This window comes from Streptomyces sp. NPDC046727 (assembly GCF_040645635.1).
In the GTDB taxonomy this organism is placed as follows: domain Bacteria; phylum Actinomycetota; class Actinomycetes; order Streptomycetales; family Streptomycetaceae; genus Streptomyces.
On the sequence record NZ_JBEYYR010000033.1, the window covers coordinates 81533 to 107109 of the forward strand.

At 70.7% G+C, this 25577-nt stretch carries 22 protein-coding genes and 1 tRNA gene; 17 read left to right on the forward strand and 6 right to left on the reverse strand.

Annotated elements, in window-relative coordinates; translation table 11 throughout:
* The first annotated feature begins 2 nt into the window (after positions 1-2).
* The 9 genes from murG to ABZ937_RS32185 all read left to right on the forward strand — a co-directional run bounded on the left by murG (position 3) and on the right by ABZ937_RS32185 (position 7452).
* Positions 3-1091, forward strand: a complete 1089-nt coding sequence (gene murG, locus ABZ937_RS32145) for an undecaprenyldiphospho-muramoylpentapeptide beta-N-acetylglucosaminyltransferase (protein ID WP_361696896.1) — start codon at positions 3-5, stop codon at positions 1089-1091.
* A 26-nt stretch (positions 1092-1117) separates the two neighbouring features.
* On the forward strand, positions 1118-1912 hold the full coding sequence (locus ABZ937_RS32150; protein WP_361696947.1) for an FtsQ-type POTRA domain-containing protein: 795 nt from the start codon (positions 1118-1120) through the stop codon (positions 1910-1912).
* Between the two features lie 279 nt (positions 1913-2191).
* Positions 2192-3400 carry a cell division protein FtsZ gene (ftsZ, locus tag ABZ937_RS32155; RefSeq protein WP_361696898.1) on the forward strand — a complete coding sequence of 403 codons (1209 nt, stop codon included), beginning with the start codon at positions 2192-2194 and terminating at the stop codon, positions 3398-3400.
* Positions 3397-4125: a peptidoglycan editing factor PgeF gene (gene pgeF, locus ABZ937_RS32160; protein ID WP_361696900.1), complete on the forward strand. Its 729-nt coding sequence runs from the start codon at positions 3397-3399 to the stop codon at positions 4123-4125. The genes ftsZ and pgeF overlap by 4 nt, the downstream gene beginning before the upstream one ends.
* Positions 4126-4131: 6 nt before the next feature.
* Complete coding sequence (locus tag ABZ937_RS32165) at positions 4132-4851, forward strand: YggS family pyridoxal phosphate-dependent enzyme (protein WP_361696902.1); 720 nt, start codon at positions 4132-4134, stop codon at positions 4849-4851.
* A 128-nt stretch (positions 4852-4979) separates the two neighbouring features.
* Positions 4980-5621, forward strand: a complete 642-nt coding sequence (sepF, locus tag ABZ937_RS32170) for a cell division protein SepF (RefSeq protein ID WP_361696904.1) — start codon at positions 4980-4982, stop codon at positions 5619-5621.
* Between the two features lie 60 nt (positions 5622-5681).
* Positions 5682-5972 carry a YggT family protein gene (locus ABZ937_RS32175; protein WP_059248823.1) on the forward strand — a complete coding sequence of 97 codons (291 nt, stop codon included), beginning with the start codon at positions 5682-5684 and terminating at the stop codon, positions 5970-5972.
* A gap of 54 nt (positions 5973-6026) precedes the next feature.
* Positions 6027-7163 (forward strand): DivIVA domain-containing protein, encoded by a 1137-nt coding sequence (locus tag ABZ937_RS32180; protein WP_361696906.1) that lies wholly within the window; start codon positions 6027-6029, stop codon positions 7161-7163.
* A 214-nt stretch (positions 7164-7377) separates the two neighbouring features.
* A tRNA-Ala gene (locus tag ABZ937_RS32185) sits at positions 7378-7452 on the forward strand.
* Positions 7453-7529: 77 nt separating this feature from the next.
* On the opposite strand, the gene ileS is transcribed toward ABZ937_RS32185, so the two are convergent.
* The gene (gene ileS, locus ABZ937_RS32190; RefSeq protein ID WP_361696908.1) at positions 7530-10673 is read right to left on the reverse strand and encodes an isoleucine--tRNA ligase; all 3144 of its coding nucleotides are present in this window, start codon (positions 10671-10673) and stop codon (positions 7530-7532) included.
* Positions 10674-11278: 605 nt separating this feature from the next.
* Here ileS and ABZ937_RS32195 point away from each other — a divergent pair.
* The 6 genes from ABZ937_RS32195 (at position 11279) to ABZ937_RS32220 (ending at position 17337) form a co-directional block, all read left to right on the forward strand.
* The gene (locus tag ABZ937_RS32195; RefSeq protein ID WP_361696910.1) at positions 11279-12541 is read left to right on the forward strand and encodes a histone H1-like repetitive region-containing protein; all 1263 of its coding nucleotides are present in this window, start codon (positions 11279-11281) and stop codon (positions 12539-12541) included.
* A gap of 67 nt (positions 12542-12608) precedes the next feature.
* Positions 12609-13253: a signal peptidase II gene (lspA, locus tag ABZ937_RS32200; RefSeq protein ID WP_361696912.1), complete on the forward strand. Its 645-nt coding sequence runs from the start codon at positions 12609-12611 to the stop codon at positions 13251-13253.
* 74 nt (positions 13254-13327) lie between these two features.
* Positions 13328-14272, forward strand: coding sequence for an RluA family pseudouridine synthase (locus tag ABZ937_RS32205; protein WP_361696914.1), 945 nt, complete (start codon positions 13328-13330; stop codon positions 14270-14272).
* Positions 14263-14736: a GNAT family N-acetyltransferase gene (locus ABZ937_RS32210; RefSeq protein WP_361696916.1), complete on the forward strand. Its 474-nt coding sequence runs from the start codon at positions 14263-14265 to the stop codon at positions 14734-14736. The genes ABZ937_RS32205 and ABZ937_RS32210 overlap by 10 nt, the downstream gene beginning before the upstream one ends.
* Positions 14737-14914: 178 nt before the next feature.
* Complete coding sequence (locus ABZ937_RS32215) at positions 14915-16501, forward strand: Na+/H+ antiporter (protein WP_361696918.1); 1587 nt, start codon at positions 14915-14917, stop codon at positions 16499-16501.
* Positions 16502-16596: 95 nt separating this feature from the next.
* Positions 16597-17337 (forward strand): SDR family oxidoreductase, encoded by a 741-nt coding sequence (locus ABZ937_RS32220; RefSeq protein WP_361696920.1) that lies wholly within the window; start codon positions 16597-16599, stop codon positions 17335-17337.
* 13 nt (positions 17338-17350) lie between these two features.
* On the opposite strand, the gene ABZ937_RS32225 is transcribed toward ABZ937_RS32220, so the two are convergent.
* Entirely contained in the window at positions 17351-18457 is a 1107-nt protein-coding gene (locus ABZ937_RS32225) for a mechanosensitive ion channel domain-containing protein (RefSeq protein WP_361696922.1), read from the reverse strand.
* A gap of 109 nt (positions 18458-18566) precedes the next feature.
* Between ABZ937_RS32225 and ABZ937_RS32230 the strand changes: the two genes are divergently transcribed.
* Positions 18567-19136 (forward strand): dienelactone hydrolase family protein, encoded by a 570-nt coding sequence (locus ABZ937_RS32230; protein WP_361696924.1) that lies wholly within the window; start codon positions 18567-18569, stop codon positions 19134-19136.
* Positions 19137-19143: 7 nt separating this feature from the next.
* On the opposite strand, the gene ABZ937_RS32235 is transcribed toward ABZ937_RS32230, so the two are convergent.
* The 4 genes from ABZ937_RS32235 to ABZ937_RS32250 all read right to left on the reverse strand — a co-directional run bounded on the left by ABZ937_RS32235 (position 19144) and on the right by ABZ937_RS32250 (position 23848).
* Positions 19144-20814 (reverse strand): alkaline phosphatase D family protein, encoded by a 1671-nt coding sequence (locus ABZ937_RS32235; RefSeq protein ID WP_361696926.1) that lies wholly within the window; start codon positions 20812-20814, stop codon positions 19144-19146.
* Positions 20815-20894: 80 nt separating this feature from the next.
* Positions 20895-21707 (reverse strand): DsbA family protein, encoded by an 813-nt coding sequence (locus ABZ937_RS32240; protein WP_361696928.1) that lies wholly within the window; start codon positions 21705-21707, stop codon positions 20895-20897.
* 66 nt (positions 21708-21773) lie between these two features.
* Positions 21774-22454, reverse strand: a complete 681-nt coding sequence (locus tag ABZ937_RS32245) for a hypothetical protein (protein ID WP_361696930.1) — start codon at positions 22452-22454, stop codon at positions 21774-21776.
* A gap of 68 nt (positions 22455-22522) precedes the next feature.
* Complete coding sequence (locus ABZ937_RS32250; RefSeq protein WP_361696932.1) at positions 22523-23848, reverse strand: DUF2252 domain-containing protein; 1326 nt, start codon at positions 23846-23848, stop codon at positions 22523-22525.
* Positions 23849-24018: 170 nt separating this feature from the next.
* On the opposite strand from ABZ937_RS32250, the gene dnaE reads away from it, so the two are divergent.
* Positions 24019-25577 (forward strand): DNA polymerase III subunit alpha (gene dnaE, locus ABZ937_RS32255; protein ID WP_361696934.1); only part of this gene is annotated, 1559 nt, incomplete at its 3' end.

Here is a 25577-nt window from a genome sequence, read left to right on the forward strand (position 1 = left end):
CGGTGCATGTCGTACTCGCCGGTGGGGGGACCGCCGGCCACATCGAGCCCGCGCTCGCCCTCGCGGACGCCCTGCGCAGGCAGGACCCGACCGTGGGGATCACGGCCCTGGGCACGGAGCGGGGCCTGGAGACCCGGCTCGTCCCGGAGCGCGGCTATGAGCTGGCGCTGATCCCCGCGGTGCCGCTGCCCCGCAAGCCCACGCCCGAGCTGATCACGGTCCCGGGCCGGCTGCGCGGCACGATCAAGGCCGCCGAGCAGATCCTGGAGCGCACCAAGGCCGACTGCGTGGTCGGCTTCGGCGGCTACGTCGCCCTGCCCGGCTACCTGGCCGCCAAGCGCCTCGGTGTGCCCATCGTGATCCACGAGGCCAACGCGCGGCCAGGCCTGGCCAACAAGATCGGCTCGCGGTACGCGGCCCGGGTCGCCGTCTCCACCCCGGACAGCAAGCTGCGCGACGCCCGCTACATCGGCATCCCGCTGCGCCGCTCCATCGCCACGCTGGACCGCGCCGCCGCCCGGCCCGAGGGTCGCGCCCGCTTCGGCCTCGACCCCAACCTGCCCACGCTGCTCGTCTCCGGCGGCTCCCAGGGCGCCCGGCGCCTCAACGAGGTGGTCCAGCAGGTCGCCCCGTGGCTCCAGCAGGCCGGCATCCAGATCCTGCACGCGGTCGGCCCGAAGAACGAACTGCCGCAAGTGCATCAGATGCCGGGAATGCCCCCCTACATCCCGGTAAGTTACCTGGACCGGATGGACCTCGCGTACGCCGCGGCCGACATGATGCTCTGCCGCGCGGGCGCGATGACCGTCGCCGAACTCTCCGCCGTCGGGCTCCCGGCCGCGTACGTCCCGCTGCCCATCGGCAACGGCGAACAGCGGCTGAACGCCCAGCCGGTGGTCAAGGCCGGCGGCGGACTCCTCGTCGACGACGCGGAGCTGACGCCCGAGTGGGTGCAGCAGAACGTGCTGCCCGTGCTCGCCGACCCGCACCGGTTGTACGAGATGTCCCGCGCGGCAAGCGAGTTCGGCCGCCGGGACGCCGACGACCTGCTCGTCGGCATGGTGTACGAGGCGATCGCCTCGCGCCGTTAGGACCGTATGACGAAAGGGCAGTGAACGTGGCCGGACCGACTACCGCCGAGCGCGGTCAACGCCAGCGGGAGTCGTCCGGCCCCCCGCCCGCCCGCGGGTTCGGACGGCCGCGGCTTCGTACGATCGTCATCCTGGCCGCCCTCCTCGTGCTCCTCGGGGCCGGTTCCGCTTGGGCGTTGTACGGCTCCGCATGGCTGCGTGTCCGGCAGGTCTCGGTGTCGGGCACGCTCATGCTGACCCCCGCGGAGGTCCGCGGGGCGGCGGCCGTGCCCGTCGGGGACCCGATGATTTCCGTCGACACGGACGCCATCGAAGCCCGACTTCGCCGGAAATTGCCCCGAATTGACACCGTAGACGTCGTTCGTTCCTGGCCCCATGGAATCGGGCTGAAAGTGACCGAGCGGACTCCGGTGCTCCTTGTCCGAAAAGGCGGGAACTTCGTCGAAGTCGACGACGAAGGTGTCCGTTTCGCTACGGTTTCGCAGGCGCCGAAAGGCGTTCCGGCGCTGGAATTGACCGCCTCCCGGACAGGCCCGGGTGCCGCGAGCTTCCGGCGCTTCGGCACCCGCCGGCTGGTGCGCGAGGCCGTCCGGGTCGCCGGCGACCTGCCCGCCGTCGTTGCGCAGTCCACCCGGACCGTCCAAGTCCGTTCCTACGACGCCATCTCGCTGGAGTTGGGCGACGGCCGCACGGTGGCATGGGGCAGCAGCGAGGACGGCCGCGCCAAGGCGCGGGCCCTCACGGCACTCATGAAAGCAGCTCCCGGCGCGCGGCACTTCGATGTCAGCGTTCCCACCGCCCCTGCGTCATCGAGGAGTTGACGCACATCAGCGCAGGCCAGCACCCTGGTTGGGCACTGCTACGGCTGATCACATAGGGTGAAAAGAAAAACGGGAGGTTCGGCGTGTTCGTTGAACGGGCGCCACTTGTCGACTTAGTGTCCTGTTCAGAAGACTCCAGGGAACAGACACACTGGTAACCCTAAACTTCAGGGTTAGGGTTCGGGTCGGCGCTACGGACCGTCCCATTCGGCATCTGTCGTCCCGGCGCGGGGCACCGCGCGGCGGCGACAACGTAATTCGAGGCGAGAGGCCTTCGACGTGGCAGCACCGCAGAACTACCTCGCAGTCATCAAGGTCATCGGTGTCGGCGGCGGTGGTGTCAATGCCATCAACCGGATGATCGAGGTCGGTCTCAAGGGCGTCGAGTTCATCGCCATCAACACCGACGCACAGGCGCTGTTGATGAGCGACGCCGACGTCAAGCTCGACGTCGGCCGCGAACTCACCCGCGGACTCGGCGCCGGAGCCAACCCGGCCGTCGGCCGCAAGGCCGCCGAGGACCACCGCGAGGAGATCGAGGAGGTCCTCAAGGGGGCCGACATGGTCTTCGTGACGGCCGGTGAAGGCGGCGGCACCGGCACCGGCGGCGCGCCCGTCGTGGCCAACATCGCGCGCTCGCTCGGCGCCCTCACCATCGGCGTGGTCACGCGCCCGTTCACCTTCGAGGGACGGCGCCGCGCGAACCAGGCCGAGGACGGCATCGCCGAGCTGCGCGAAGAGGTCGACACCCTCATCGTCATCCCGAACGACCGGCTGCTGTCCATCTCGGACCGCCAGGTCTCGGTCCTGGACGCCTTCAAGTCCGCCGACCAGGTCCTGCTCTCCGGTGTCCAGGGCATCACCGACCTCATCACCACGCCCGGTCTGATCAACCTGGACTTCGCCGACGTCAAGTCGGTCATGTCCGAGGCCGGTTCGGCACTGATGGGCATCGGCTCGGCCCGTGGCGACGACCGCGCGGTTGCCGCGGCCGAGATGGCGATCTCCTCGCCGCTCCTGGAGGCGTCCATCGACGGCGCCCGGGGCGTGCTGCTCTCCATCTCCGGCGGTTCCGACCTCGGCCTGTTCGAGATCAACGAGGCCGCACAGCTGGTCAGCGAGGCCGCCCACCCCGAGGCCAACATCATCTTCGGCGCGGTCATCGACGACGCCCTCGGCGACGAGGTCCGGGTCACCGTGATCGCGGCCGGCTTCGACGGCGGCCAGCCGCCGGCCCGCCGGGACAACGTCCTCGGCTCGGCCTCCGCGTCGTCCTCCGGCCGCCGCGAGGAGCCCGCCCCGGCCCGGCCGAGCGAGCCCAGCCGCCCGGCCTTCGGCTCGCTGGGCAGCGTCAAGCCCAAGGAGGAGCCGGAGCCGGCGCCCGAGCCGGTGGCCGACATCCCGGTCACCCCGCCGGTGACCCCGTCGCCCCGGACCTACGCGGACAGCGCGGCCGAGGAACTGGACGTTCCGGACTTCCTCAAGTGATAGGACAGCGCGAGAGCGTGAGCGGCGCGCACTTCGCCTTCACCGACCGGTGGGGCGGGGTGAGCGCCGCTCCGTATGAGGAGCTGAACCTCGGCGGAGCGGTCGGCGACGCGCCCGAGGCGGTGCGCGGCAACCGGGAGCTGGCGGCCAAGTCGCTCGACCTGGACCCGGGCCTGGTCGTCTGGATGAACCAGGTGCACGGCGCCGACGTCGCCGTGGTGGACGAGCCGTGGGGCGAGCGGCCGGTGCCGGAGGTCGACGCGATCGTCACCGCCCGGCGCGGACTCGCCCTCGCCGTCCTGACGGCCGACTGCGTGCCGGTGCTGCTCGCCGACCCCGTCGCCAGGATCGCCGCCGCGGCCCACGCGGGCCGGCCCGGCATGGTCAAGGGCGTTGTCCCCGCCGCCGTACGCGCCATGGTGGAACTCGGCGCCGAGCCCGGCCGGATCGTCGCCCGCACCGGGCCGGCCGTCTGCGGCCGGTGCTACGAGGTGCCGGAGGCGATGCGCGCCGAGGTGGCGGACGTCGAGCCGGCGGCGCACGCTGAAACGAGCTGGGGCACACCGGCGGTCGACGTGAGCGCCGGAGTGCACGCGCAGCTCGACCGGCTCGGGGTGCGCGACCGGGCGCAGTCCCCGGTGTGCACGCTGGAGTCGGGCGACCACTTCTCGTACCGCCGCGACCGCACCACCGGGCGGCTCGCGGGCTATGTGTGGCTGGACTGATGGGGCATGACGGACCGTAAGACCGAACTCGCCGCAAACCTGGCGAAGGTGGAAGAGCGCATCACCGCCGCGTGCGGGGTGGCCGGGCGCGAGCGGGAGGAGGTGACCCTGATCGTGGTCACCAAGACCTACCCGGCGAGCGATGTGCGGATCCTGTCGGAACTCGGTGTGCGCCATGTCGCCGAGAACCGCGACCAGGACGCGGCCCCCAAGGCCGCCGCCTGTGCGGATCTGCCCCTGAAGTGGCACTTTGTCGGCCAGTTGCAGACCAACAAGGTGCGTTCCGTGGTCGGTTACGCCGATGTCGTGCAGTCCGTCGACCGTTCCCGGCTCGTCTCCGCCCTGTCGAAAGAAGCGGTGCGCGTCGGGCGCGAGGTGGGCTGCCTGATCCAGGTCGCACTGGACGCCGGCGAGAGCGAGCGGGGCGAGCGCGGGGGCGTGGCGCCGGGCGGAATCGAAGAGTTGGCCGACGCCGTCGCCGACGCGCCCGGGCTGCGGCTCGACGGACTGATGACCGTCGCTCCGCTCACCGGGGAGTACGCGGGGCGTGAACGGGCGGCGTTCGACCGCCTCATGGATTTGTCGACTGACCTGCGCCGAGCCCATCCGACTGCAACCATGGTGTCGGCAGGGATGAGTGCGGACCTCGAACAGGCCGTGGCTGCCGGGGCGACACATGTGCGCGTCGGCACTGCGGTACTCGGAGTCCGCCCCAGGCTCGGGTAACGTCGCCAGGAAGTCGGACCACAGCAGAAAATATGGTCAATGCGCGCCAAGGCGGGCACAACGACCACGTGGATCGCGGGCACTTGGCAGTCGTCAGTCGATCCACCACAGAGCGGAGGACTCAGAGAATGGCCGGCGCGATGCGCAAGATGGCGGTCTACCTCGGCCTCGTGGAGGACGATGGGTACGACGGTCGCGGATTCGACCCCGACGACGACTTCGAGCCCGAGTTGGACCCGGAGCCCGAGCGGGACCACCGACGGCATGAACCGTCACACCAGTCGCACAGCGCACACCAGTCCCAAAGGGACGAAGAGGTGCGAATCGTGCAACCGCCCGCGCCTCGCGAGCCCGTGGCCCGTTCGGCTTCGCTCGCCGCGGAATCCGGACGTCCGGCGCGCATCGCGCCCGTGGCATCCATCACACAAGAACGTCAGTCCCTGGAGAAGAACGCACCGGTGATCATGCCCAAGGTCGTGTCCGAACGAGAGCCGTACCGGATCACCACGCTTCACCCCCGGACCTACAACGAGGCCCGTACCATCGGGGAACACTTCCGTGAGGGCACCCCGGTGATCATGAATCTGACTGAGATGGATGACACAGATGCGAAGCGACTTGTCGACTTTGCGGCCGGTTTGGTGTTTGGTCTTCACGGCAGCATCGAGCGGGTGACGCAGAAGGTGTTCCTGTTGTCTCCTGCTAACGTCGATGTCACGGCGGAGGACAAGGCCCGCATCGCAGAGGGCGGGTTCTTCAACCAGAGCTGAGACGCACGACCGGATCGATGCACGGAAGAGCACAGGACAGGGGAGAGGGAACCACAGGCCATGAGCGTGTTCGCGCAGGTGATCTACATCGCGCTGATGGTGTTCCTCGTCGTGCTCATCTTCCGGCTGGTCATGGATTACGTGTTCCAGTTCGCCCGCTCGTGGCAACCCGGCAAGGCGATGGTGGTCGTACTGGAGGCCACCTACACTGTCACCGATCCACCGCTGAAGCTTCTGCGGCGGTTCATCCCGCCGCTGCGTCTCGGGGGCGTGGCGCTCGACCTGTCCTTCTTCGTACTGATGATCATCGTCTACATTCTCATCTCCATCGCGCAGAGCTTCGTGAGGTGAGTGTGGGGACGATCCGGTCTTGCCGACTGCCGATGACTACGTTGAGGTGAAGAGATGCCGTTGACCCCCGAGGACGTGCGGAACAAGCAGTTCACGACCGTCCGCCTCCGAGAAGGCTATGACGAGGACGAGGTCGATGCCTTCCTCGACGAGGTCGAAGCCGAACTGACCCGTCTGCTCCGCGAGAACGAGGACCTGCGCGCCAAGCTGGCCGCGGCGACGCGAGCCGCTGCCCAGAACCAGCAGAACATGCGCAAGCCTCCGGAGCAGGAGCAGCAGCAGGGCATGCCTCAGCAGGGCATGCCTCAGCAGGGGATGCGAGGTCCCGGCGCTCCGGTGCCCGCCGGCATATCGGGCCCGCCGCAGCAGCAGATGGGTGGCCCCATGGGTGGCCCGCCCCAGCTGCCGAGCGGTGCCCCGCAGCTGCCCGCCGGCCCCGGCGGTCAGGGCGGCCCGCAGGGTCCCGGCCCGATGGGCCAGGGTCCGATGGGTCAGGGCCCGATGGGCGGTCAGCCGCCCATGCAGCAGCAGATGGGTGGTCCGATGGGCGGCCCCATGGGCGGTCCGATGGGCGGCCCCGGTCAGGGCCCCGGTGGCGACAGCGCCGCCCGTGTCCTCTCGCTGGCCCAGCAGACCGCCGACCAGGCGATCGCCGAGGCCCGTTCCGAGGCCAACAAGATCGTCGGCGAGGCCCGCAGCCGCGCCGAGGGTCTGGAGCGGGACGCCCGTGCCAAGGCCGACGCCCTGGAGCGGGACGCGCAGGAGAAGCACCGTGTCGCCATGGGCTCCCTGGAGTCCGCGCGCGCCACGCTGGAGCGCAAGGTCGAGGACCTGCGCGGCTTCGAGCGCGAGTACCGCACGCGCCTGAAGTCGTACCTGGAGTCGCAGCTGCGTCAGCTGGAGACCCAGGCCGACGACTCCCTGGCCCCGCCGCGTACTCCGGCCACCGCTTCGCTGCCGCCGTCCCCGGCGCCCTCCATGGCCCCGGCCGGCGCGAGCGCCCCGTCCTACGGCGGCAACCAGACGATGGGCGGCTCGCCCGCTCCGTCCGCCCCGTCCTACGGCGGCCAGCAGCAGATGACCCCGGCCATGACGCAGCCCATGGCTCCGGTCCGCCCGCAGGGTCCGTCCCCGATGGGCCAGGCTCCCTCGCCGATGCGTGGGTTCCTGATCGACGAGGACGACAACTGAGCACCGGGCACGGTGAGTAGTACGCCATAGGCGTCGGCAGCGTTCAGGGCGTGGCCCCGGGTTTCGATCCGGGGCCGCGCCCTTTTTACGCGGGTTGCGCGGAGTGCCGAAGGGGCGCGCATGCCGTGCTGCGCTACCGCACGCAGGGGAAGCGCGGGGCCCCGGAAAACCGTTGGGCCCTGATGATCGGCTCGTGTAGCGTTCCGGGTGCGCCGGGGCGCGTAGCGCAGATGGTTGTCGCGCCTCGATGGCATCTAGGAGGACGCCGGTTCGAATCCGGCCCGCCCCGGCGTGCTTGATCGCTCTTCCGTGACGCGAAGGCCCGGCCCCCGTACCAGGGGGCCGGGCCTTCCGGCTGTCCGGCGGTTACGCCTTGCGCAGGCAGAACGTGAGCGACAGGCCCTCGTCCGTGAAGGGTTCGCCGTACGTCTCGTCCGCCTCACCCTGGCCGAAGTCGGTCGCCAGCACCTCGTCGGCGATCAGCTCGGCGTGCTCGGTGAGGGCCGCGACGACCGCCGGGTCCGTGGAGGTCCAGCGCAGGGCGATCCGGTCGGCGACGTCCAGGCCGCTGTTCTTGCGGGCCTCCTGGATCAGCCGGATCGCGTCCCGGGCCAGGCCCGCCTGCCGCAGCTCCTCCGTGATCTCCAGGTCCAGCGCCACCGTGGCACCGGAGTCGGAGGCCACCGACCAGCCCTCGCGCGGGGTCTCCGTGATGATCACCTCGTCGGGAGCGAGGGTCACCGTCTCACCGTCGACGTCCACGGACGCCGTGCCCTCGCGCAGGGCGAGGGAGAGAGCGGCCGCGTCGGCGCCCGCGATGGCCTTCGCCACGTCCTGGACGCGCTTGCCGAACCGCTTGCCGAGCGCCCGGAAGTTGGCCTTGGCCGTCGTGTCGACCAGGCTGCCGCCGACCTCGCTGAGCGACGCCAGTGCTTCGACGTTCAGCTCTTCGGTGATCTGCGTGTGCAGCTCCCGGTCCAGGGCCTCGAAGCCGGTGGCCGCGATCAGCGCGCGGGACAGCGGCTGACGGGTCTTGACGCCCGACTCCGCGCGCGTGGCGCGGCCCAGCTCCACCAGCCGGCGGACCAGGACCATCTGCCTCGACAGCTCCGGGTCGATCGCCGACAGGTCCGCCTCCGGCCAGGCGGCCAGGTGCACGGACTCCGGCGCGCCCGGGGCGACCGGAACGATCAGGTCCTGCCACACCCGTTCGGTGATGAACGGGGTGATCGGCGCCATCAGCTTGGTGACCGTCTCCAGCACCTCGTGCAGCGTGCGCAGCGCGGCCTTGTCGCCCTGCCAGAAGCGGCGGCGGGAGCGGCGGACGTACCAGTTGGACAGGTCGTCGACGAACGCGGACAGCAGCTTGCCGGCGCGCTGGGTGTCGTACGCCTCCAGCGCCTGGGTCACCTGGTCGGTCAGCGCGTGCAGCTCGGACAGCAGCCAGCGGTCCAGCACCGGGCGCTCGGCCGGAGCCGGGTCCGCCGCGGACGGCGCCCAGTTCGACGTACGGGCGTACAGCGCCTGGAAGGCGACCGTGTTCCAGTACGTCAGCAGCGTCTTGCGGACGACCTCCTGGATGGTGCCGTGGCCGACCCGGCGGGCCGCCCACGGGGAGCCGCCGGCCGCCATGAACCAGCGCACCGCGTCGGCGCCGTGCTGGTCCATGAGCGGGATCGGCTGCAGGATGTTGCCCAGGTGCTTGGACATCTTGCGGCCGTCCTCGGCCAGGATGTGGCCGAGGCAGACGACGTTCTCGTACGACGACTTGTCGAAGACGAGCGTGCCGACGGCCATCAGCGTGTAGAACCAGCCACGGGTCTGGTCGATCGCCTCGGAGATGAACTGGGCCGGGTACCGGCTCTCGAACAGCTCCTTGTTCTTGTACGGGTAGCCCCACTGCGCGAACGGCATCGAACCCGAGTCGTACCAGGCGTCGATGACCTCCGGCACGCGCGTGGCCGTCTTGCCGCAGCCGTCGTGACGGCAGGCGAAGGTGACCTCGTCGATGTACGGGCGGTGCGGGTCCAGGGCCGACTGGTCCGTGCCGGTCAGCTCGGTCAGCTCCGCGCGGGAGCCGACGCAGGTGAGGTGGTCGTCCTCGCAGCGCCAGATCGGCAGCGGGGTGCCCCAGTAGCGGTTGCGGGACAGCGCCCAGTCGATGTTGTTGTTCAGCCAGTCGCCGAAGCGGCCGTGCTTGACCGTCTCCGGGAACCAGTTGGTCTTCTCGTTCTCCTGGATCAGGCGGTCCTTGATCGCCGTGGTGCGGATGTACCAGGAGGGCTGCGCGTAGTAGAGCAGCGCGGTGTGGCAGCGCCAGCAGTGCGGGTAGCTGTGCTCGTACGCGACATGCTGGAACAGGAGGCCGCGCTGCTGGAGGTCCTCGGTGAGCTTTTCGTCCGCCTTCTTGAAGAAGACGCCGCCGACCAGCGGGACGTCCTCCTCGAAGGTGCCGTCCGGGCGGACCGGGTTGACCACGGGCAGGCCGTAGGAACGGCAGACCTTGAGGTCGTCCTCACCGAAGGCGGGGGACTGGTGGACCAGACCCGTACCGTCCTCGGTGGTGACGTAGTCGGCGTTCACCACGTAGTGCGCCGGCTCCGGGAACTCGACCAGCTCGAACGGACGTTGGTACGTCCAGCGCTCCATCTCGGCGCCGGTGAAGGTCTGGCCCGTGGTCTCCCAGCCCTCGCCGAGCGCCTTGGCGACGAGCGGCTCGGCGACGACGAGCTTCTCCTCGCCGTTGGTCGCGACGACGTAGGTGACCTCGGGATGGGCGGCGACGGCCGTGTTGGACACCAGGGTCCAGGGGGTCGTCGTCCACACCAGGAGCGCGGCCTGGCCGGCGAGCGGACCGGAGGTGAGCGGGAAACGGACGTACACGGACGGGTCGACGACCGTCTCGTAGCCCTGCGCCAGCTCGTGGTCGGACAGACCGGTGCCGCAGCGCGGGCACCAGGGGGCGACGCGGTGGTCCTGGACCAGCAGGCCCTTGGTGAAGATCTCCTTCAGCGACCACCAGACGGACTCCACGTACTCGGGGTCCATGGTGACGTACGCGTCGTCCAGGTCGACCCAGTAGCCCATGCGGGTCGTCAGCTCGGAGAACGCGTCGGTGTGGCGGAGCACGGACTCGCGGCACTTGGCGTTGAACTCGGCGATGCCGTACGCCTCGATGTCCTGCTTGCCGGAGAAGCCCAGCTCCTTCTCGACGGCCAGCTCGACGGGCAGGCCGTGGCAGTCCCAGCCGGCCTTGCGGGCCACGTGGTAGCCGCGCATGGTGCGGAAGCGGGGGAAGACGTCCTTGAAGACGCGCGCCTCGATGTGGTGGGCGCCGGGCATGCCGTTGGCGGTGGGCGGGCCTTCGTAGAACACCCATTCCGGGCGGCCCTCGGACTGCTCCAGGCTCTTGGCGAAGATCTTCTGCTCGCGCCAGAAGTCGAGCACGGCGTGCTCAAGAGCGGGCAGGTCGACCTGTGCGGGCACCTGGCGGTACGTCGGCGCTGTCATCTGCGAGCATCCTCCAACGGACTTGCTGCCTTCCGTCGGAGGGACGAGAGCCTTCGTTCCTGTCTACGCCGTGTGCGGCGCGCTCCCGCGGTACCACCCTCCTTGGCCCTCCGGCGCGCCGTACACGCCGGTGAGCCCCCTCATTGGGGTCGCGAAGCCGGTTCTACTCGCCATGGCCTCGCGGCTGCGGCTTTCCTCCGGCGGCTCCGGGGTGATCTTCACGTCGCGCTCGCCCCCGGGCTCACACCGTCCCCGGGTCGCTCTGGGCTGCGTACGCCGCTACTCGTCCCCATCCACGCTTCTCGCTCCGCCCAGTGTACGGCGCCCCGCGGACAGTGGCGGACCGGTTTTCCGTGCGGCCCCGGCGCAGGCCGTACGACCTGGTCGCATGACCCGAATGGCGAGGGCGTGGGCGCCGGGGTGCGTGCGGGCGGGGCCCGGCGGATTACCCGGCGGGGAGCTGGGCACAACGGATGCAGGCCCGTGGCTCGGGGGGTGCGGGCGGGCGAATCGGGCGGTGTGCCCCGTTGCCGCGGGACTCAAGTCGATTTATCGTCCCAGCACGATTCGCGAGCAAGATCACAATATGTGAAGGGGCCGCGGCCATGGTGGTGAAGAAGACCGCCGTACAGCAGCCGGCGACCGGGAAGACCGGCGTGAGGCCTGCCACCGAGAAGACGGCCCCGCGCAAGTCGGCCGCCAGGAAGTCGGCTGCCAACAACTCGGCGGCCACGAAGCCGGTCGCCAAGAGGACGATCGCGAAGAAGCCGGCGGTCAGGGAGACGGCCGCCGAGCGAACGGCTGCCGAGGAGAGGGCCGCGGGGAAGGCGGGGGCGAAGAGGGCGGTCGCGAAGAAGACGGCTGCCAAGGAGACGGTCGCGAAGAAGGCCGCTGACAAGGAGGCGGTGCCCAAGAAGACGGTCGCCAAGAAGTCCGTCGGTGGGAAGACGGCCGACAAGGGGGCGGCTGACAAGAAGACGGCTGGCAAGAAGGCGGCCGGCGAGAAGACGGCCGGCGAGAAGACGGTCGGCAAGGAGGCGGCCGGCAGGGCGGCGGCTGAGAAGACCGGTGCCAAGAAGGCGGTGGTCGAGAAGGCCGTGGCCAAGGGGACCGCCACCAAGAGGTCGGCCGGTGAGGAGTCGGCCGTGAAGGAGGCGGCGGCCAGGAAGGCGGCCGCCGGGGAGAAGACCGGAGTGGAGAAGGCGGCCCCGAAGAAGGCCGCCGCGAAGAAGACGGCCGCCAAGAAGACCGTCGCCGAGAAGACCGCCACTGAAAAGACCGCCACTGAGAAGGCCGCTGCCGAGAAGGCCGCGGTGAAGAAGGCGGCCGAGAAGAGCACGGCCAAGAAAGCGGGCGCGGCGCGGGCCGCGAAGCAGACGGGAGCCACGACAGTGGTTGCGAAGAAGACTCCTGGCACGGCCACGGCGGCTCAGACCGCCGTTCCCAAGGCACGCGTCGCCGCGGCGGAGCCCGGCGAGCTGGCGGTGCGCCCCGGTGAGGACCCCTGGACCCCGGAAGAGGTCGCCGAGGCCCGCGCGGAGCTGCAGTCCGAGGTGGAGCGGCTTCAGGAGGAGCTCAGCTCGTCCGAGGCGTCCCTCGTCGGCCTGATGCGGGACTCCGGGGACGGCGCCGGAGACGACCAGGCCGACACCGGCACCAAGAACATCACCCGCGAGCACGAGCTGGCCCTGGCCGCCAACGCGCGCGAGATGCTGATCCAGACCGAGCGCGCCCTGGAACGGCTCGACGCGGGCACCTACGGCCTGTGCGAGAACTGCGGCAACCCCATCGGCAAGGCCCGTATGCAGGCGTTCCCGAGGGCCACGCTGTGCGTGGAGTGCAAGCAGAAGCAGGAACGTCGCTCCTGAGCGTGGGGGGCCGTCGGGGCGTGCCGTAGTCTCGTCCTCAGTCAGGCACCTAGGTTGAGGGACTCACGTGGCAGAGGCGGAGCGCATCATCGGTACGCCGGACACCCCGGACGACGGCGGCCAGCGGACGGCGGCGGCCGGAGCACCGGTCGGCTCCGGCGCGGCCGGCGTGCCCGGGGAGGCCGGCGCGGGCGAGCGGCAGGCCCCGGCACCGCGGCGGACCGGCCGCGGACGCCGGATCGCCGTACTGTTCGCGGTGGCCACGTTCGCGTACGCCCTCGACCTGATCAGCAAGATGCTCGTCGTGTCCCGGCTGGAGGGCCACGCGCCGATCCAGGTGGTCGGGGATCTGCTGGAGCTGCACGCGATCCGCAATCCCGGCGCCGCCTTCGGGTTCGGCGCGGCCTTCACCGTGATCTTCACGCTGATCGCCGCGGCCGTGATCGTGGTGATCATCCGCCTGGCCCGCAAGCTGTACAGCTTCCCCTGGGCGGTCGCGCTCGGCCTGCTGCTCGGCGGCGCGCTCGGCAACCTCACCGACCGGATCTTCCGGGCGCCCGGTGTCTTCGAGGGCGAGGTGGTGGACTTCATCGCGCCGAAGGGCTTCGCGGTGTTCAACCTCGCCGACTCGGCGATCGTGTGCGGCGGCATCCTGATCGTGCTGCTGTCCTTCCGCGGCCTGGACCCGGACGGCACGGTCCACAAGGACTGAGTGCCCGAGCGCCTGAGCCCGGGTTTTCCACAGGCCCGTTCGGGGCCGTCCGGCCCGTCCGGCATACTCGACGGGTGAGCACGATTCCCGAGATCCGTACCCTGCCCGTGCCCGACGGCCTGGAGGGCGAGCGCGTCGACGCCGCCATCTCCCGCATGTTCGGCTTCTCCCGCACGAAGGCGGCGGAGCTGGCCGCGGCCGGCAAGGTCCAGGTCGACGGCGCGGTGGTCGGCAAGTCCGAGCGGGTGCGCGGCGGCGCCTGGCTGGAGGTCGAGATGCCGCAGGCGCCCGCGCCGGTGCAGGTGGTCGCCGAGCCGGTCGAGGGCATGGAGATCGTGCACGACGACGATGACGTGGTCGTGATCGTCAAGCCGGTCGGCGTGGCCGCGCACCCGTCGCCGGGCTGGTCCGGCCCGACCGTCATCGGCGGTCTCGCCGCCGCGGGGTACCGGATCTCCACCTCCGGCGCCGCCGAGCGCCAGGGCATCGTGCACCGTCTGGACGTCGGCACCTCGGGCCTGATGGTGGTCGCCAAGTCGGAGTACGCGTACACGTCGCTGAAGCGCCAGTTCAAGGAGCGCACGGTCGACAAGCGCTACCACACGCTGGTCCAGGGCCACCCGGACCCGATGAGCGGCACCATCGACGCCCCGATCGGCCGCCACCCGAACCACGACTACAAGTGGGCGGTCACCGCCGACGGCAAGCCCTCGGTGACCCACTACGACCTCATCGAGGCCTTCCGCGCCGCCTCCCTGCTGGACGTGAAGCTGGAGACGGGCCGCACGCACCAGATCCGCGTCCACATGGCCGCGCACCGCCACCCGTGCGTCGGCGACCTCACCTACGGCGCCGACCCGACCCTCGCCAAGCGGCTGCGCCTGACCCGCCAGTGGCTGCACGCCGTCCGCCTCGGTTTCGAGCACCCCGGCGACGGCGGCTGGGTCGAGTTCGCGAGCGACTACCCCGAGGACCTCCAGAAGGCCCTCGACCAGGTCCGGGAGGAGACATGGGCGTGAGCCCGTCCTACGCCGTCCGGGTCGCCGAGGACCCCGCCGACCGCGAGGCGTGCTTCGCGGTCCGCAAGCAGGTCTTCGTGGTCGAGCAGGGCGTCGCCGAGGACATCGAGTACGACGCCTACGACGCCGTGGCCGTGCATGTGCTGGCGGTCCGCGAGGACGGGGTGCCGCTGGGCACCGGCCGGCTGCTGTACGGCGAGGCGGCGGCCGGCAAGACCGGCGGGGACCCGGCGGTCGGCTCCCTGGGGCGGCTCGCCGTGTCCCAGGAGGCGCGCGGGCTCGGCGTCGGCGCGGCCCTGGTCCGCGCCATCGAGGACGCGGCACGCGCGCGTGGTCTCACGGCGGTCGACCTGCACGCCCAGACGCACGCCCTGGGCTTCTACGAGCGCCTGGGCTACGCGGCGTACGGCCCGGAGTTCCCGGACGCGGGCATCCCGCACCGGGCGATGCGCCGGTCCCTGTAGCCGCGGTGGTCACTGCCGGGCGGCCCTGAGGGATGCTGCCGTGCCGGACGTCGCCGGGTAGCCGTGAGGGGTGCCGCCGGGGGGCGCGCGGGCCGGGTGGCGTCGGGACGGCCGGGGCGCGGGCGCCGTGGCAGGCTTGAGATCTGCCGTGCGATCGTCGACCCCCGGAGCGCCGTCCGTGGATCAGCTGGTCCTGTTGTTCGTCCTGCTGCTCGGGGCCCTGGTGAGCGTCCCGCTGGGGGACCGGTTCGGGGTGCCGGCGCCGGTGCTCATGACCCTGTTCGGCGGGGCCCTGGCGGTGGCCGACTTCGTGCCGAACGTGAACATCCCGCCGGACCTGATCCTGCCCGGTCTGCTGCCGCCGCTGCTCTACGCCGCCGTCCGCCGGACCTCATGGCGGCAGTTCGCGGCCAACATCCGCCCGATCTTCCTGCTGGCCGTCGCCCTGGTGTTCGTGACGACGGTGTGCGTGGCGTTCGTCGCCAACGCGATCGTGCCCGGGCTGCCGATCGCCGCCGCCGTCGCGCTCGGCGCCCTGATCGCCCCGCCCGACCCGGTCGCCGCGACCAGCGTCGCCGGTCAGCTGGGGCTGCCGCGCCGCCTGGTGTCGATCCTGGAGGGCGAGGGCCTCTTCAACGACGTCACGGCCATCGTGCTGTACCACGTGGCGATCGCCGCCGCCGTGAGCGGCTCGTTCTCGCCCTGGCAGGCCGGGCTCGACCTCGTGCTGTCCGCCGTCGTCGCGGTGGCCGTGGGCCTGGTGCTGGGCTGGGGCGCGAACCGGCTGATGGACCTGCTGGGCGACCCGACCCTGCAGATCGGCATGACCCTGCTGGTGCCGTACGCCTCCTACGTGCTCGCGGAGAAACTGCACGGCTCCGGAGTGCTCGCCGTGCTCACCACGGCGCTCTTCCTCGCCGAGTACGCCACCGGCGCCGACGACGTGATGACCCGGCTCGCCGGGCACACCTTCTGGGACATCATCGACACCCTCGTCACGGGCGTCGCCTTCGGACTCATCGGCCTGGAACTGCACAACGCCATCCGCACGGCCCAGGGCCGCTGGCCCGAGATGCTCGGCTGGGCAGCGGCCGTCGTCTGCGTGGTGGTCGTCGTACGGCTGCTGTGGCTGCTGCCGGCGACCTGGCTGACCAAGCGGCTGCACGCCCGCCGGGACTACGACGAGGAGATCCCGGTGAGCTGGCGGGAGACCGTCGTGATGTGGTGGTCCGGGATGCGCGGGGTGGCCTCGGTGGCGCTGGCGCTGGCCGTGCCGCTCAGGACCGCGGACGGGTCTCCGTTCCCCGACCGGGACGAGATCATCTTCATCGCGTTCGGGGTGATCGTCGCCACGCTGGTGGTGCAGGGGCTGACGCTTCCGTGGCTGGTGAAGCGGCTCGGGGTGCGGGCCGACTCCGAGCGGGAGAAGGAGTTCGAGAAGGAGCTGGCGGTCCGGGCGGCCAAGGCGGCGAAGCGCCGGCTGCGGGAGATCGAGCAGGTGGAGGATCTGCCGGAGGACCTGGCCGAGCAGATGCTGCGACGGGCCTTCGACATCGGGATCCGGATCAGCCCGGACATGGGGGACGAGGAGCGGCGTGAGGCGCAGCGACAGCGGGCCAAGCGGCTCCGGCGGGTGCGGCGCATCCAGAACGAGATGCTCAGCGCCGCGCGGCACGAGGTGCTGGCGGCGCGCAGCGAGCCCGGGGCGGATCCGGAGATCGTGGACCGGGTGCTGCGCCATCTCGACGTGCGCAGCCTGCGGTGAGCGGTGCGTCCACGTTCACCCAATTGATCATATAAATGCACCGATGCTGTGGATAACTCCCAGCAGCCGTCGCCGGGCGCACCTACTCTCGGATCATGACTCGCAACATCGTGATCAGTGGTGGCGGTACGGGCATCGGCCGTGCGGCGGCGCGGGTGTTCGCGGCGGACGGGGACCGCGTGCTGTTGCTCGGGCGGCGCGCGGAGGTGCTGGAGAAGGCCGGCGTGCCGGGGGCGCTCACCTGTGCGGCGGACCTGACCGAGCCCGGTGACGTGCGGGGCGTCGCCCGGTTCGTCGCCCAGGAGCTCGGCACCGTCGACGTGCTCGTGCACAGTGCGGGAGGCGCCGGAAACCTGGAGCCGGGCCCCGGCAGCGACGACCCCCTCGACCGCGTGGCCCACGACTGGACCGTCAACTTCCGGCTCAACACCCTGACGGCCGTTCTCCTCACCGAAGCGCTCAAGGACCGGCTCGCCGACCCCGGCGGGCGGGTGCTGTTCCTGAGTTCCATCGCCGCCTACCGGGGCTCGGGCAGCGGCGCCTACGCAGCGGCCAAGGCCGCGCTGCACCCGTACGCCCACGACCTCGCCCGGCAGCTGGGGCCGCGCGGCGTCACCGTGAACGTGGTCGCGCCCGGGTACGTCGAGGACACCGAGTTCTTCGGCGACGGCATGACCGAGGAGCGGCGCGCCCGGCTCGTCGGCGAGACCGTGAACGGCCGCGCGGGCACACCGGGGGACGTCGCGGCGACCCTGCACTGGCTGGCCTCGCCCCTCGCCGGACACATCACCTCCCAGGTCATACAGGTGAACGGGGGTGCCGAGCGCGGTCACTGAGCCCGGCCGGTCGTCAGCCCCGGCCGGTGCGCGGGAAGTCGTAGGCCCTGCGGAGGGAGGCCCCGTCCGGAGAGGGGACGTGGTGCGGCGGGAGCACCGCCTCCGCGGTGTTCACCCGGGGCAGCGCGTAGGGGTGCTCCGTGGACAGCCAGGTGATCATCTGCTCGCGGACCGTGACCCGCACCGTCCAGATGTCGTCGGCGTCCTTCGCCGTCACCAGTGCGCGCACCTGGACGGTGTTGGGCGTGGTGTCCGTCACCTGCAGGCTGCAGGCGCGGCCGTCCCAGGCGGGGCACTCGCGCAGGATGTCCCGCAGCTTCTCGCGCATCGCCTCCATGGGGGCGCTGTGGTCGAGATGCCAGTAGACGATCCCGGTCATCTGCGGGGTGCCCCGGGACCAGTTCTCGAAGGGTTTGGAGGTGAAGTACGACACCGGCATGGTGATCCGGCGCTCGTCCCAGGTCCGTACCGTCAGAAAGGTCAGGGTGATCTCCTCGACCGTGCCCCACTCACCGTCCACGACGACCGTGTCGCCGAGCCGGACCATGTCCCCGAAGGCGATCTGCAGCCCGGCGAACATGTTCGACAGCGTGGACTGGGCCGCGACGCCGGCCACGATGCCGAGGACGCCGGCGGAGGCCAGCAGGGAGGCGCCGGCCGCCTGCATCGCCGGGAAGGTCAGCAGCATCGCCGCCACGGCGACCACGCCGACGACCGCCGCCACCACCCGCATGATCAGCGTCACCTGGGTGCGCACACGCCGGACCCGCGCCGGATCCTGCTGGGCGCGGGCGTAGCGGGTGTACGACGTCTCGACGACGGCCGCCGCGATCCGGATCACCAGCCAGGCCGCCGCTCCGATCAGCACCAGGGTCAGCGTCCGGCCGACGCCGGTCCGGTGCTCCTGGAGCAGCTCCGCCTGGTCGTAGGAGCCTCTGAGCAGGGCCGCGCACAGCACCATCTGGTACGGCACACGGCCACGCCGCAGCAGGCCCCACAGCGGAGTCTCTCTGTGGCGCTCGTCGGCCTTGCGCAGCAGCATGTCCGTGACCCAGCCGATGAGGACGGTCAGGATCACGGAACCGCCGACCACGACGACAGGACGGAGTACGGTCTCCATGCCTCCGAACGTAACCGGCTTCGGCAGGGCATGAACATGTGAATTTCGGGGAAGCCGGCCGGGACGGCCGCGGTAGGGCTCCGACCGGCCCTGCTGGCACCATGGCCTCATGAACATCATGCTCTTTCACTCGACCTACGGGCTCAGGCCCGCGGTGCGCGAGGCCGCGGACCGGCTGCGCGCGGCCGGCCACGAGGTGTGGACGCCGGACCTCTTCGAGGGCCGCACCTTCGACACCGTCGAGGAGGGCATGGAGTTCAAGGAGACCGTCGGCAAGGAGGAGCTGCTGCGGCGGGCCGTGCTGGCGGCGGCGCCGTACTCGGAGCGGGGGCTGGTGTACGCCGGGTTCTCGCTCGGCGCCTCCGTCGCCCAGACCCTCGCGCTCGGCGACGAGAAGGCGCGCGGGCTGCTGCTCCTGCACGGCACGTCGGACATCGCGCCGAACGCGCACGTGGACGAGCTGCCGGTGCAGCTGCACGTGGCCGAGCCGGACCCGTTCGAGACGGACGACTGGCTGAGCGCCTGGTATCTGCAGATGGGCCGGGCGGGCGCCGACGTGGAGGTCTACCGGTACGCCGGGGCCGGACACCTCTACACCGACCCCGGGCTGCCGGACTACGACGCCGAGGCCGCCGAGGCCACGTGGCGGGTGGCGCTCGGCTTCCTCGACAGCCTGTAGCGGGCGTTTAGACGGGGTCGTAGGTCCGCTCGACCTTCTGGGTGCCGCTGCGGGTGAGGTAGGAGCGCGCCCAGCTGGACGTGGCATTCGGGTCGGTGCGGTCGGACAGGACGTAGTAGTCCATCTGCGCGCGGTCGGCGGTGATGTCCAGCACGCCGTAGCCGTGCCGGTCGGTGTCCACCCAGTGGACGTGCCGGTTGGCGGCCTTGATGACCGGCGAGGCGATCGCGGAGACCGTGCCCTCGGGCACCTTCACGATGTCGTCCAGGTTGTCGGAGGTCACCGAGGTCACCACGAACTCGGTGGCCGCCGACGCCGACAGCGGGTAGGTGCCCGCGTCCACCGGCACGTCGTTGGCCCACGCCATGTGGATGTCACCGGTCAGGAAGACGGTGTTGCCGATGGCGTTGGAGCGCAGGTGGGCCAGCAGTTCGCGGCGGTCGTCGGTGTAGCCGTCCCACTGGTCGGTGTTGGCGGCGATGCCCTCCTGCGGCAGTCCGAGCAGCTTGGCGAGCGGCTTGAACAGGTCGGCGGAGAGGGAGCCGAAGGAGAACGGCGAGATCATCACCGAGTTGCCGACCAGCCGCCACCTGGTGTCGGAGGCCTTCAGTCCGGCCTTCAGCCAGTCGAGCTGGGCGCGTCCGGTGAGCGTGCGGTCCGGGTCGTCCACCGAGCCGCTCGCCGTGGACGCCTGCTGGGAGCGGAAGGAACGCAGGTCCAGCAGGGACAGGTCGGCGAGCTTGCCGAAGCGCAGCCGCCGGTAGGTGGTGCCGGCGACGGCCGGGCGGACCGGCATCCACTCGAAGTAGGCCTGCTTGGCGGCGGCCTGACGGTCTGCCCAGGCGCCCTCGGCGCCCTCGGTGTGGTTGACCGCGCCGCCCGACCAGGCGTTGTCGGCGAACTCGTGGTCGTCCCAGATCGCGACGACCGGCGCCTTCAGGTGCAGGGCCTGCAGATCGGGGTCCGTCTTGTACTTCGCGTGCCGGATCCGGTAGTCGGCGAGGGTGAGGATCTCGTTCGCCGGGGCGTGCGGGCGGACGACCTTGCCCCGGGTGGCGTACTCGCCGGACTTGTACTCGTAGATGTAGTCGCCGAGGTGCAGCCAGGCGTCCAGGTCGTTGCGGGCGGCGAGGTGGCGGTAGGCGGAGAACCAGCCCGCCTCCCAGTTGGCGCAGGAGACCACGCCGAACCGCAAGGAGGACACGTCCGCGTTCGCCGCCGGCGCGGTGCGGGTGCGCGCCACCGGCGAGTCGGTGCCGCCGGCCGAGAAGCGGAACCAGTAGTCGGTGGCCGGTTCCAGGCCGCGGATGTCGGCCTTCACGGTGTGGTCGGAGGCGGCCTTCGCGGTGGTGGAGCCCTTGGCGACGACGTTCGTCAGCGCCTTGTCCTTGGCGACGACCCAGCTGACCTCGGTGTCCGGGCCGACCCCGGAACCGGGTATCGCCTCCGGGACCGGGGTCACGCGGGTCCACAGCAGCACGCCGTCGGGCAGCGGGTCGCCGGAGGCGACACCGTGCAGGAAGGCGGGGGTGCCCGTGGCGGCGCGGGCCGGCAGTGCGGCGGCCAGCGGGCCGGCCAGGACAGCGGTCGCCGCCGCGGCCTTGACGACCGTACGGCGGCGAGGGGAAAGCGAGTCGAGGCCGCGGGCGGCCTCGGATGATCTGTATCGACTGGTCACGGTCGATCAGGTTACTGATCGGTACGCGCCAGAGCGGGCGAACTCACAAAAGTTCGCCCGCTCTTTCACGGAACGTCAGCTCAGCCCTTGAGGGCCGCCTCCAGCGCGGTGTTGAACTCCTCGACGGACATCGGCGCGTTCCTGCCGTCGGGGCCGGTCAGCTTCTTGCCGTCCATCTTCAGGGTCGGGGTGCCCGAGATGTCGTCCTTGTAGAAGATCTTGGACTCTTCCAGCGCCCACCGGTCGTAGGTGCCGTTCTTCACAGCCTTCTGGAAGGCCGCGTTCCCCTTCAGGGCGGGAACCGTGTCGGCGATCTCGATCAGGTAGGCGTCGTCCTTGAACTTGTCGGTGGTCTCCTCGGGGTGCCACTTCTTCTCGTACATCGCGGTCTTGTACTCAAGGAAGGCCTCGGGGCTGACATTGAGCGCGGCACCCAGGGCGCTGAGCGCGTTCTTGGAGCCCTCGCCGGTCAGGTTCTTGTCGAGGAAGGTGGCACCGACGAACTGGATCTTGAACTTGCCGGCGTCGAGGTCCTTCTTGACGGTCGGGCCGACCGTCTGCTCGAAGGTCGCGCAGACCGGGCAGCGCGGGTCCTCGTACATGACCAGGGTCTTCTTGGCGCTGCTCTTGCCGAGGACGATCGTCGTGCCGTCCTTGCCCGAGGTGTTGGCCGGCTTGACGAGCCTGTCGTCCTTCGCGGCCTCCCAGTGGGCGGGCTTGTTGGCCTGGACGACGAGGTAGCCGATGCCGCCGGCCACGGCCAGGACGGCCACGACCGAGGCGGCCACGACGAGCTGCCGCCTGACCTTGTCGCGCTTGGCCTGCCGCTCGCGCTCCTGGCGCAGCCGCTCCCGGGCCGCGTTCTTCGCCGCCTGGCTGTTCCGCTTGCTCATAGTGGTGTTCTCCATGGGGGACGCGCACACGTCGTACGCGGGATACGTGTGGGGGATTGGTCGTGCTCAGGCGAATGCCGGTGAGCACGGCGGTCCACGCCGTCCCAGGGAGTGCACGAGGAGCCGGTCGCGGGCGGCGGCGCGGCGCGGGGCCGGGCGCGGCAGCCGGCGGGCCGGCAGCGGCCGTACGGCGACCGCGGCCACGGCCAGCAGCAGCGGCCGGAAGGTGGTGGCGGCGACCGCGCGCAGCAGCTGGGTCAGCGCCCGCTCGCCCCGGCGCAGCCAGGCGGCGGCGAGCAGGCCCACGCCGATGTGCGCGGCAAGCACCAGCCAGGCGGCGGCCGGGCTGGCGTGCGCGAGCAGCGCTCCGGCGTGCTCGGGGTCGCCGGTCATCCGGGCCAGCGGGGTGCCCACCGAGCCCTCGCACAGCACGTCCAGGCCGACCGCGCGCAGCGGGCCCGCGACCGGGCCGCCCGCCCGGCCGTAGCAGGTGTGCTGGCCGGTGGTGAACACCGTGTCGGCGGCCAGCTCCAGCGGGATCAGCAGGGCGGCGATCCGGCCGAAGCCGCGCTCGCGGCCCGCCAGCGCGTACGCGGTGACGAACACCCCGGCGGCGACCGCGCCCACGGTCGCCAGCGGCAGCGGAGCCCGGGACAGCAGCACGTGCGACGCGGTGCTGAGCGTCACGACGAAGGCCGTGAACAGCGCCGCGCGCACGGCTCTGAGCTGGGTCCCGGATATGTCCATAGCGAAAGGAGAGTCTGTCACGTACGCGAGTAAGGGACCCCTAAAGGGTGCCTGTGAATCCGCGGAGGTTACAGCCCCGGAATCCGGCCGTTGCGGAACAGGTCGAGGAAGATCTGGTGGTCCGCACGCGCGCGTGCGCCGTAGCCGTGCGCGAAGTCCACCAGCAGGGGCGCGAAGCCCTCCTCGTCGGCCGCGAGGGCCGCGTCGATGGCCCGCTCGGTGGAGAACGGCACCAGGGACTCGCCGGAGGTGTCGTCCGCCGCCGCGTGCATCGTGGCGGTGGCCCGGCCCAGGTCGGCGACGACGGCCGCGATCTCCTCCGGGTCGTCGATGTCGCCCCAGTCCAGGTCCACGGCGTACGGCGAGACCTCGGCGACCAGCTGGCCCGCGCCGTCCAGCTCGGTCCAGCCCAGCCACGGGTCGGCGTGCGCCTGCAGGGCGCGCTGGGAGATCACCGTGCGGTGGCCCTCGTGCTGGAAGTACTCCGCGATGGCCGGATCCGTGATGTGCCGGGAGACGGCCGGGGTCTGGGCCTGCTTGATGTAGATCACGACATCGTTCTCCAGGGCGTCGCTGTGACCCTCCAGGAGGATGTTGTACGACGGCAGGCCCGCGGAGCCGATTCCGATGCCCCGGCGGCCCACGACGTCCTTCACCCGGTACGAGTCCGGGCGGGCCAGGGAGGAGTCCGGCAGCGTCTCCAGATAGCCGTCGAAGGCCGCCAGGACCTTGTAGCGGGTGGCCGCGTCCAGCTCGATGGAGCCGCCGCCCGGGGCGAAGCGGCGCTCGAAGTCGCGGATCTCGGTCATCGAGTCCAGCAGCGCGAAGCGGGTCAGCGAGCGCGCGTCACGCAGCGCGTCGAGCAGCGGACCCTGCGCGGTGTCCAGGGTGAACGGCGGCACCTCGTCCCGCTTGGCGCCCGTGGCCAGGGCGTGGATGCGCTCGCGGTAGGCGGCGGCGTAGACCGTCACCAGCTCGGTGATCTGCTCGTCGCTGAGCGCCTTCGCGTAGCCGATGAGCGCGATGGACGCCGAGAAGCGCTTGAGGTCCCAGGTGAAGGGCCCGACGTACGCCTCGTCGAAGTCGTTGACGTTGAAGACCAGGCGGCCGTTGGAGTCCATGTACGTGCCGAAGTTCTCGGCGTGCAGGTCGCCGTGGATCCACACGCGCGAGGTGCGGTCGTCCAGGTAGGGGCCGCCCCGCTTCTCCGCGTCGAGGTCGTGGTAGAAGAGGCACGCCGTGCCCCGGTAGAACGCGAAGGCCGAGGCCGCCATCTTCCGGAATTTCACCCGGAACGCGGCCGGGTCGGCGGCCAGGAGCCGGCCGAAGGCGGTGTCGAAGACGGCGAGGATCTCCTCGCCGCGCTGCTCCTCGTCGAGCTGGGGGACCGACATCGCGGGGTGCCTCCTGGTGCATTGCCTGTACGACAGCGTTTCTGCCGTCTCCAACGCACGACGGTACGCGGTAGTGCCCGTCGGCTGTCAGTCCCGAGGCATAGACTTCGACGCTGACCCCAGAACTGTCCGCCAGCCCGTCGCCGAGTGTTTCCCCGGAGGCCGAAACCGTGTCGAAGCCGCCCTTCACGCACCTGCACGTTCACACCCAGTACTCGCTGCTGGACGGTGCCGCGCGGCTGAAGGACATGTTCAACGCCTGCAATGAGATGGGCATGACACACATCGCCATGTCCGACCACGGCAACCTCCACGGGGCGTACGACTTCTTCCACTCCGCGAAGAAGGCCGGAATCACCCCGATCATCGGGATCGAGGCGTATGTCGCCCCCGAGTCCCGGCGCAACAAGCGCAAGGTGCAGTGGGGCCAGCCGCACCAGAAGCGGGACGACGTCTCCGGTTCCGGTGGTTACACCCACAAGACGATGTGGGCCGTGAACCGTACCGGTCTGCACAACCTCTTCCGGCTCTCCTCGGACGCGTACGCCGAGGGCTGGCTGCAGAAGTGGCCCCGCATGGACAAGGAGACCATCGCCCAGTGGTCCGAGGGGATCGTCGCGTCCACCGGCTGCCCCTCGGGCGAGGTGCAGACCCGGCTGCGCCTCGGCCACTTCGACGAGGCCCTGAAGGCCGCCGCCGACTACCAGGACATCTTCGGCAAGGACCGGTACTTCCTGGAGCTGATGGACCACGGCATCGAGATCGAGCGCCGGGTCCGCGACGGCCTGCTGGAGATCGGCAAGAAGCTCGGCATCCCCCCGCTGGTGACGAACGACTCGCACTACACGTACGCGCACGAGGCGGGCGCCCATGACGCCCTGCTCTGCATCCAGACCGGCAAGAACCTCTCCGACCCCGACCGCTTCAAGTTCGACGGCACCGGCTACTACCTGAAGTCCACGGACGAGATGTACGCCATCGACTCCTCGGACGCTTGGCAGGAGGGCTGCGCCAACACGCTCCTCGTCGCCGAGATGGTCGACACCACCGGCATGTTCGAGAAGCGCGACCTCATGCCCAAGTTCGACATCCCGGAGGGCTACACCGAGGTCACCTGGTTCAAGGAGGAGGTCCGCCGCGGCATGGAGCGCCGCTACCCGGGCGGCATCCCCGAGGACCGCCAGAAGCAGGCGGACTACGAGATGGACACCATCATCTCGATGGGCTTCCCCGGCTACTTCCTCGTGGTCGCCGACTTCATCATGTGGGCCAAGAAGCAGGGCATCGCGGTCGGCCCCGGGCGAGGCTCCGCGGCCGGTTCGATCGTCGCGTACGCCATGGGCATCACCGACCTGGACCCGATCCCGCACGGTCTGATCTTCGAGCGGTTCCTGAACCCCGAGCGCATCTCGATGCCGGATGTCGACATCGACTTCGACGAGCGCCGGCGCGTCGAGGTGATCCGGTACGTGACCGAGAAGTACGGCGCCGACAAGGTCGCCATGATCGGTACGTACGGCACGATCAAGGCCAAGAACGCGATCAAGGACTCCGCACGCGTGCTGGGCTACCCGTACGCGATGGGCGACCGCATCACCAAGGCGATGCCCGCCGACGTCCTGGGCAAGGGCATCCCGCTGTCCGGGATCACCGACCCGAGCCACCCGCGCTACAGCGAGGCCGGCGAGGTGCGGGGGATGTACGAGAACGAGCCGGACGTGAAGAAGGT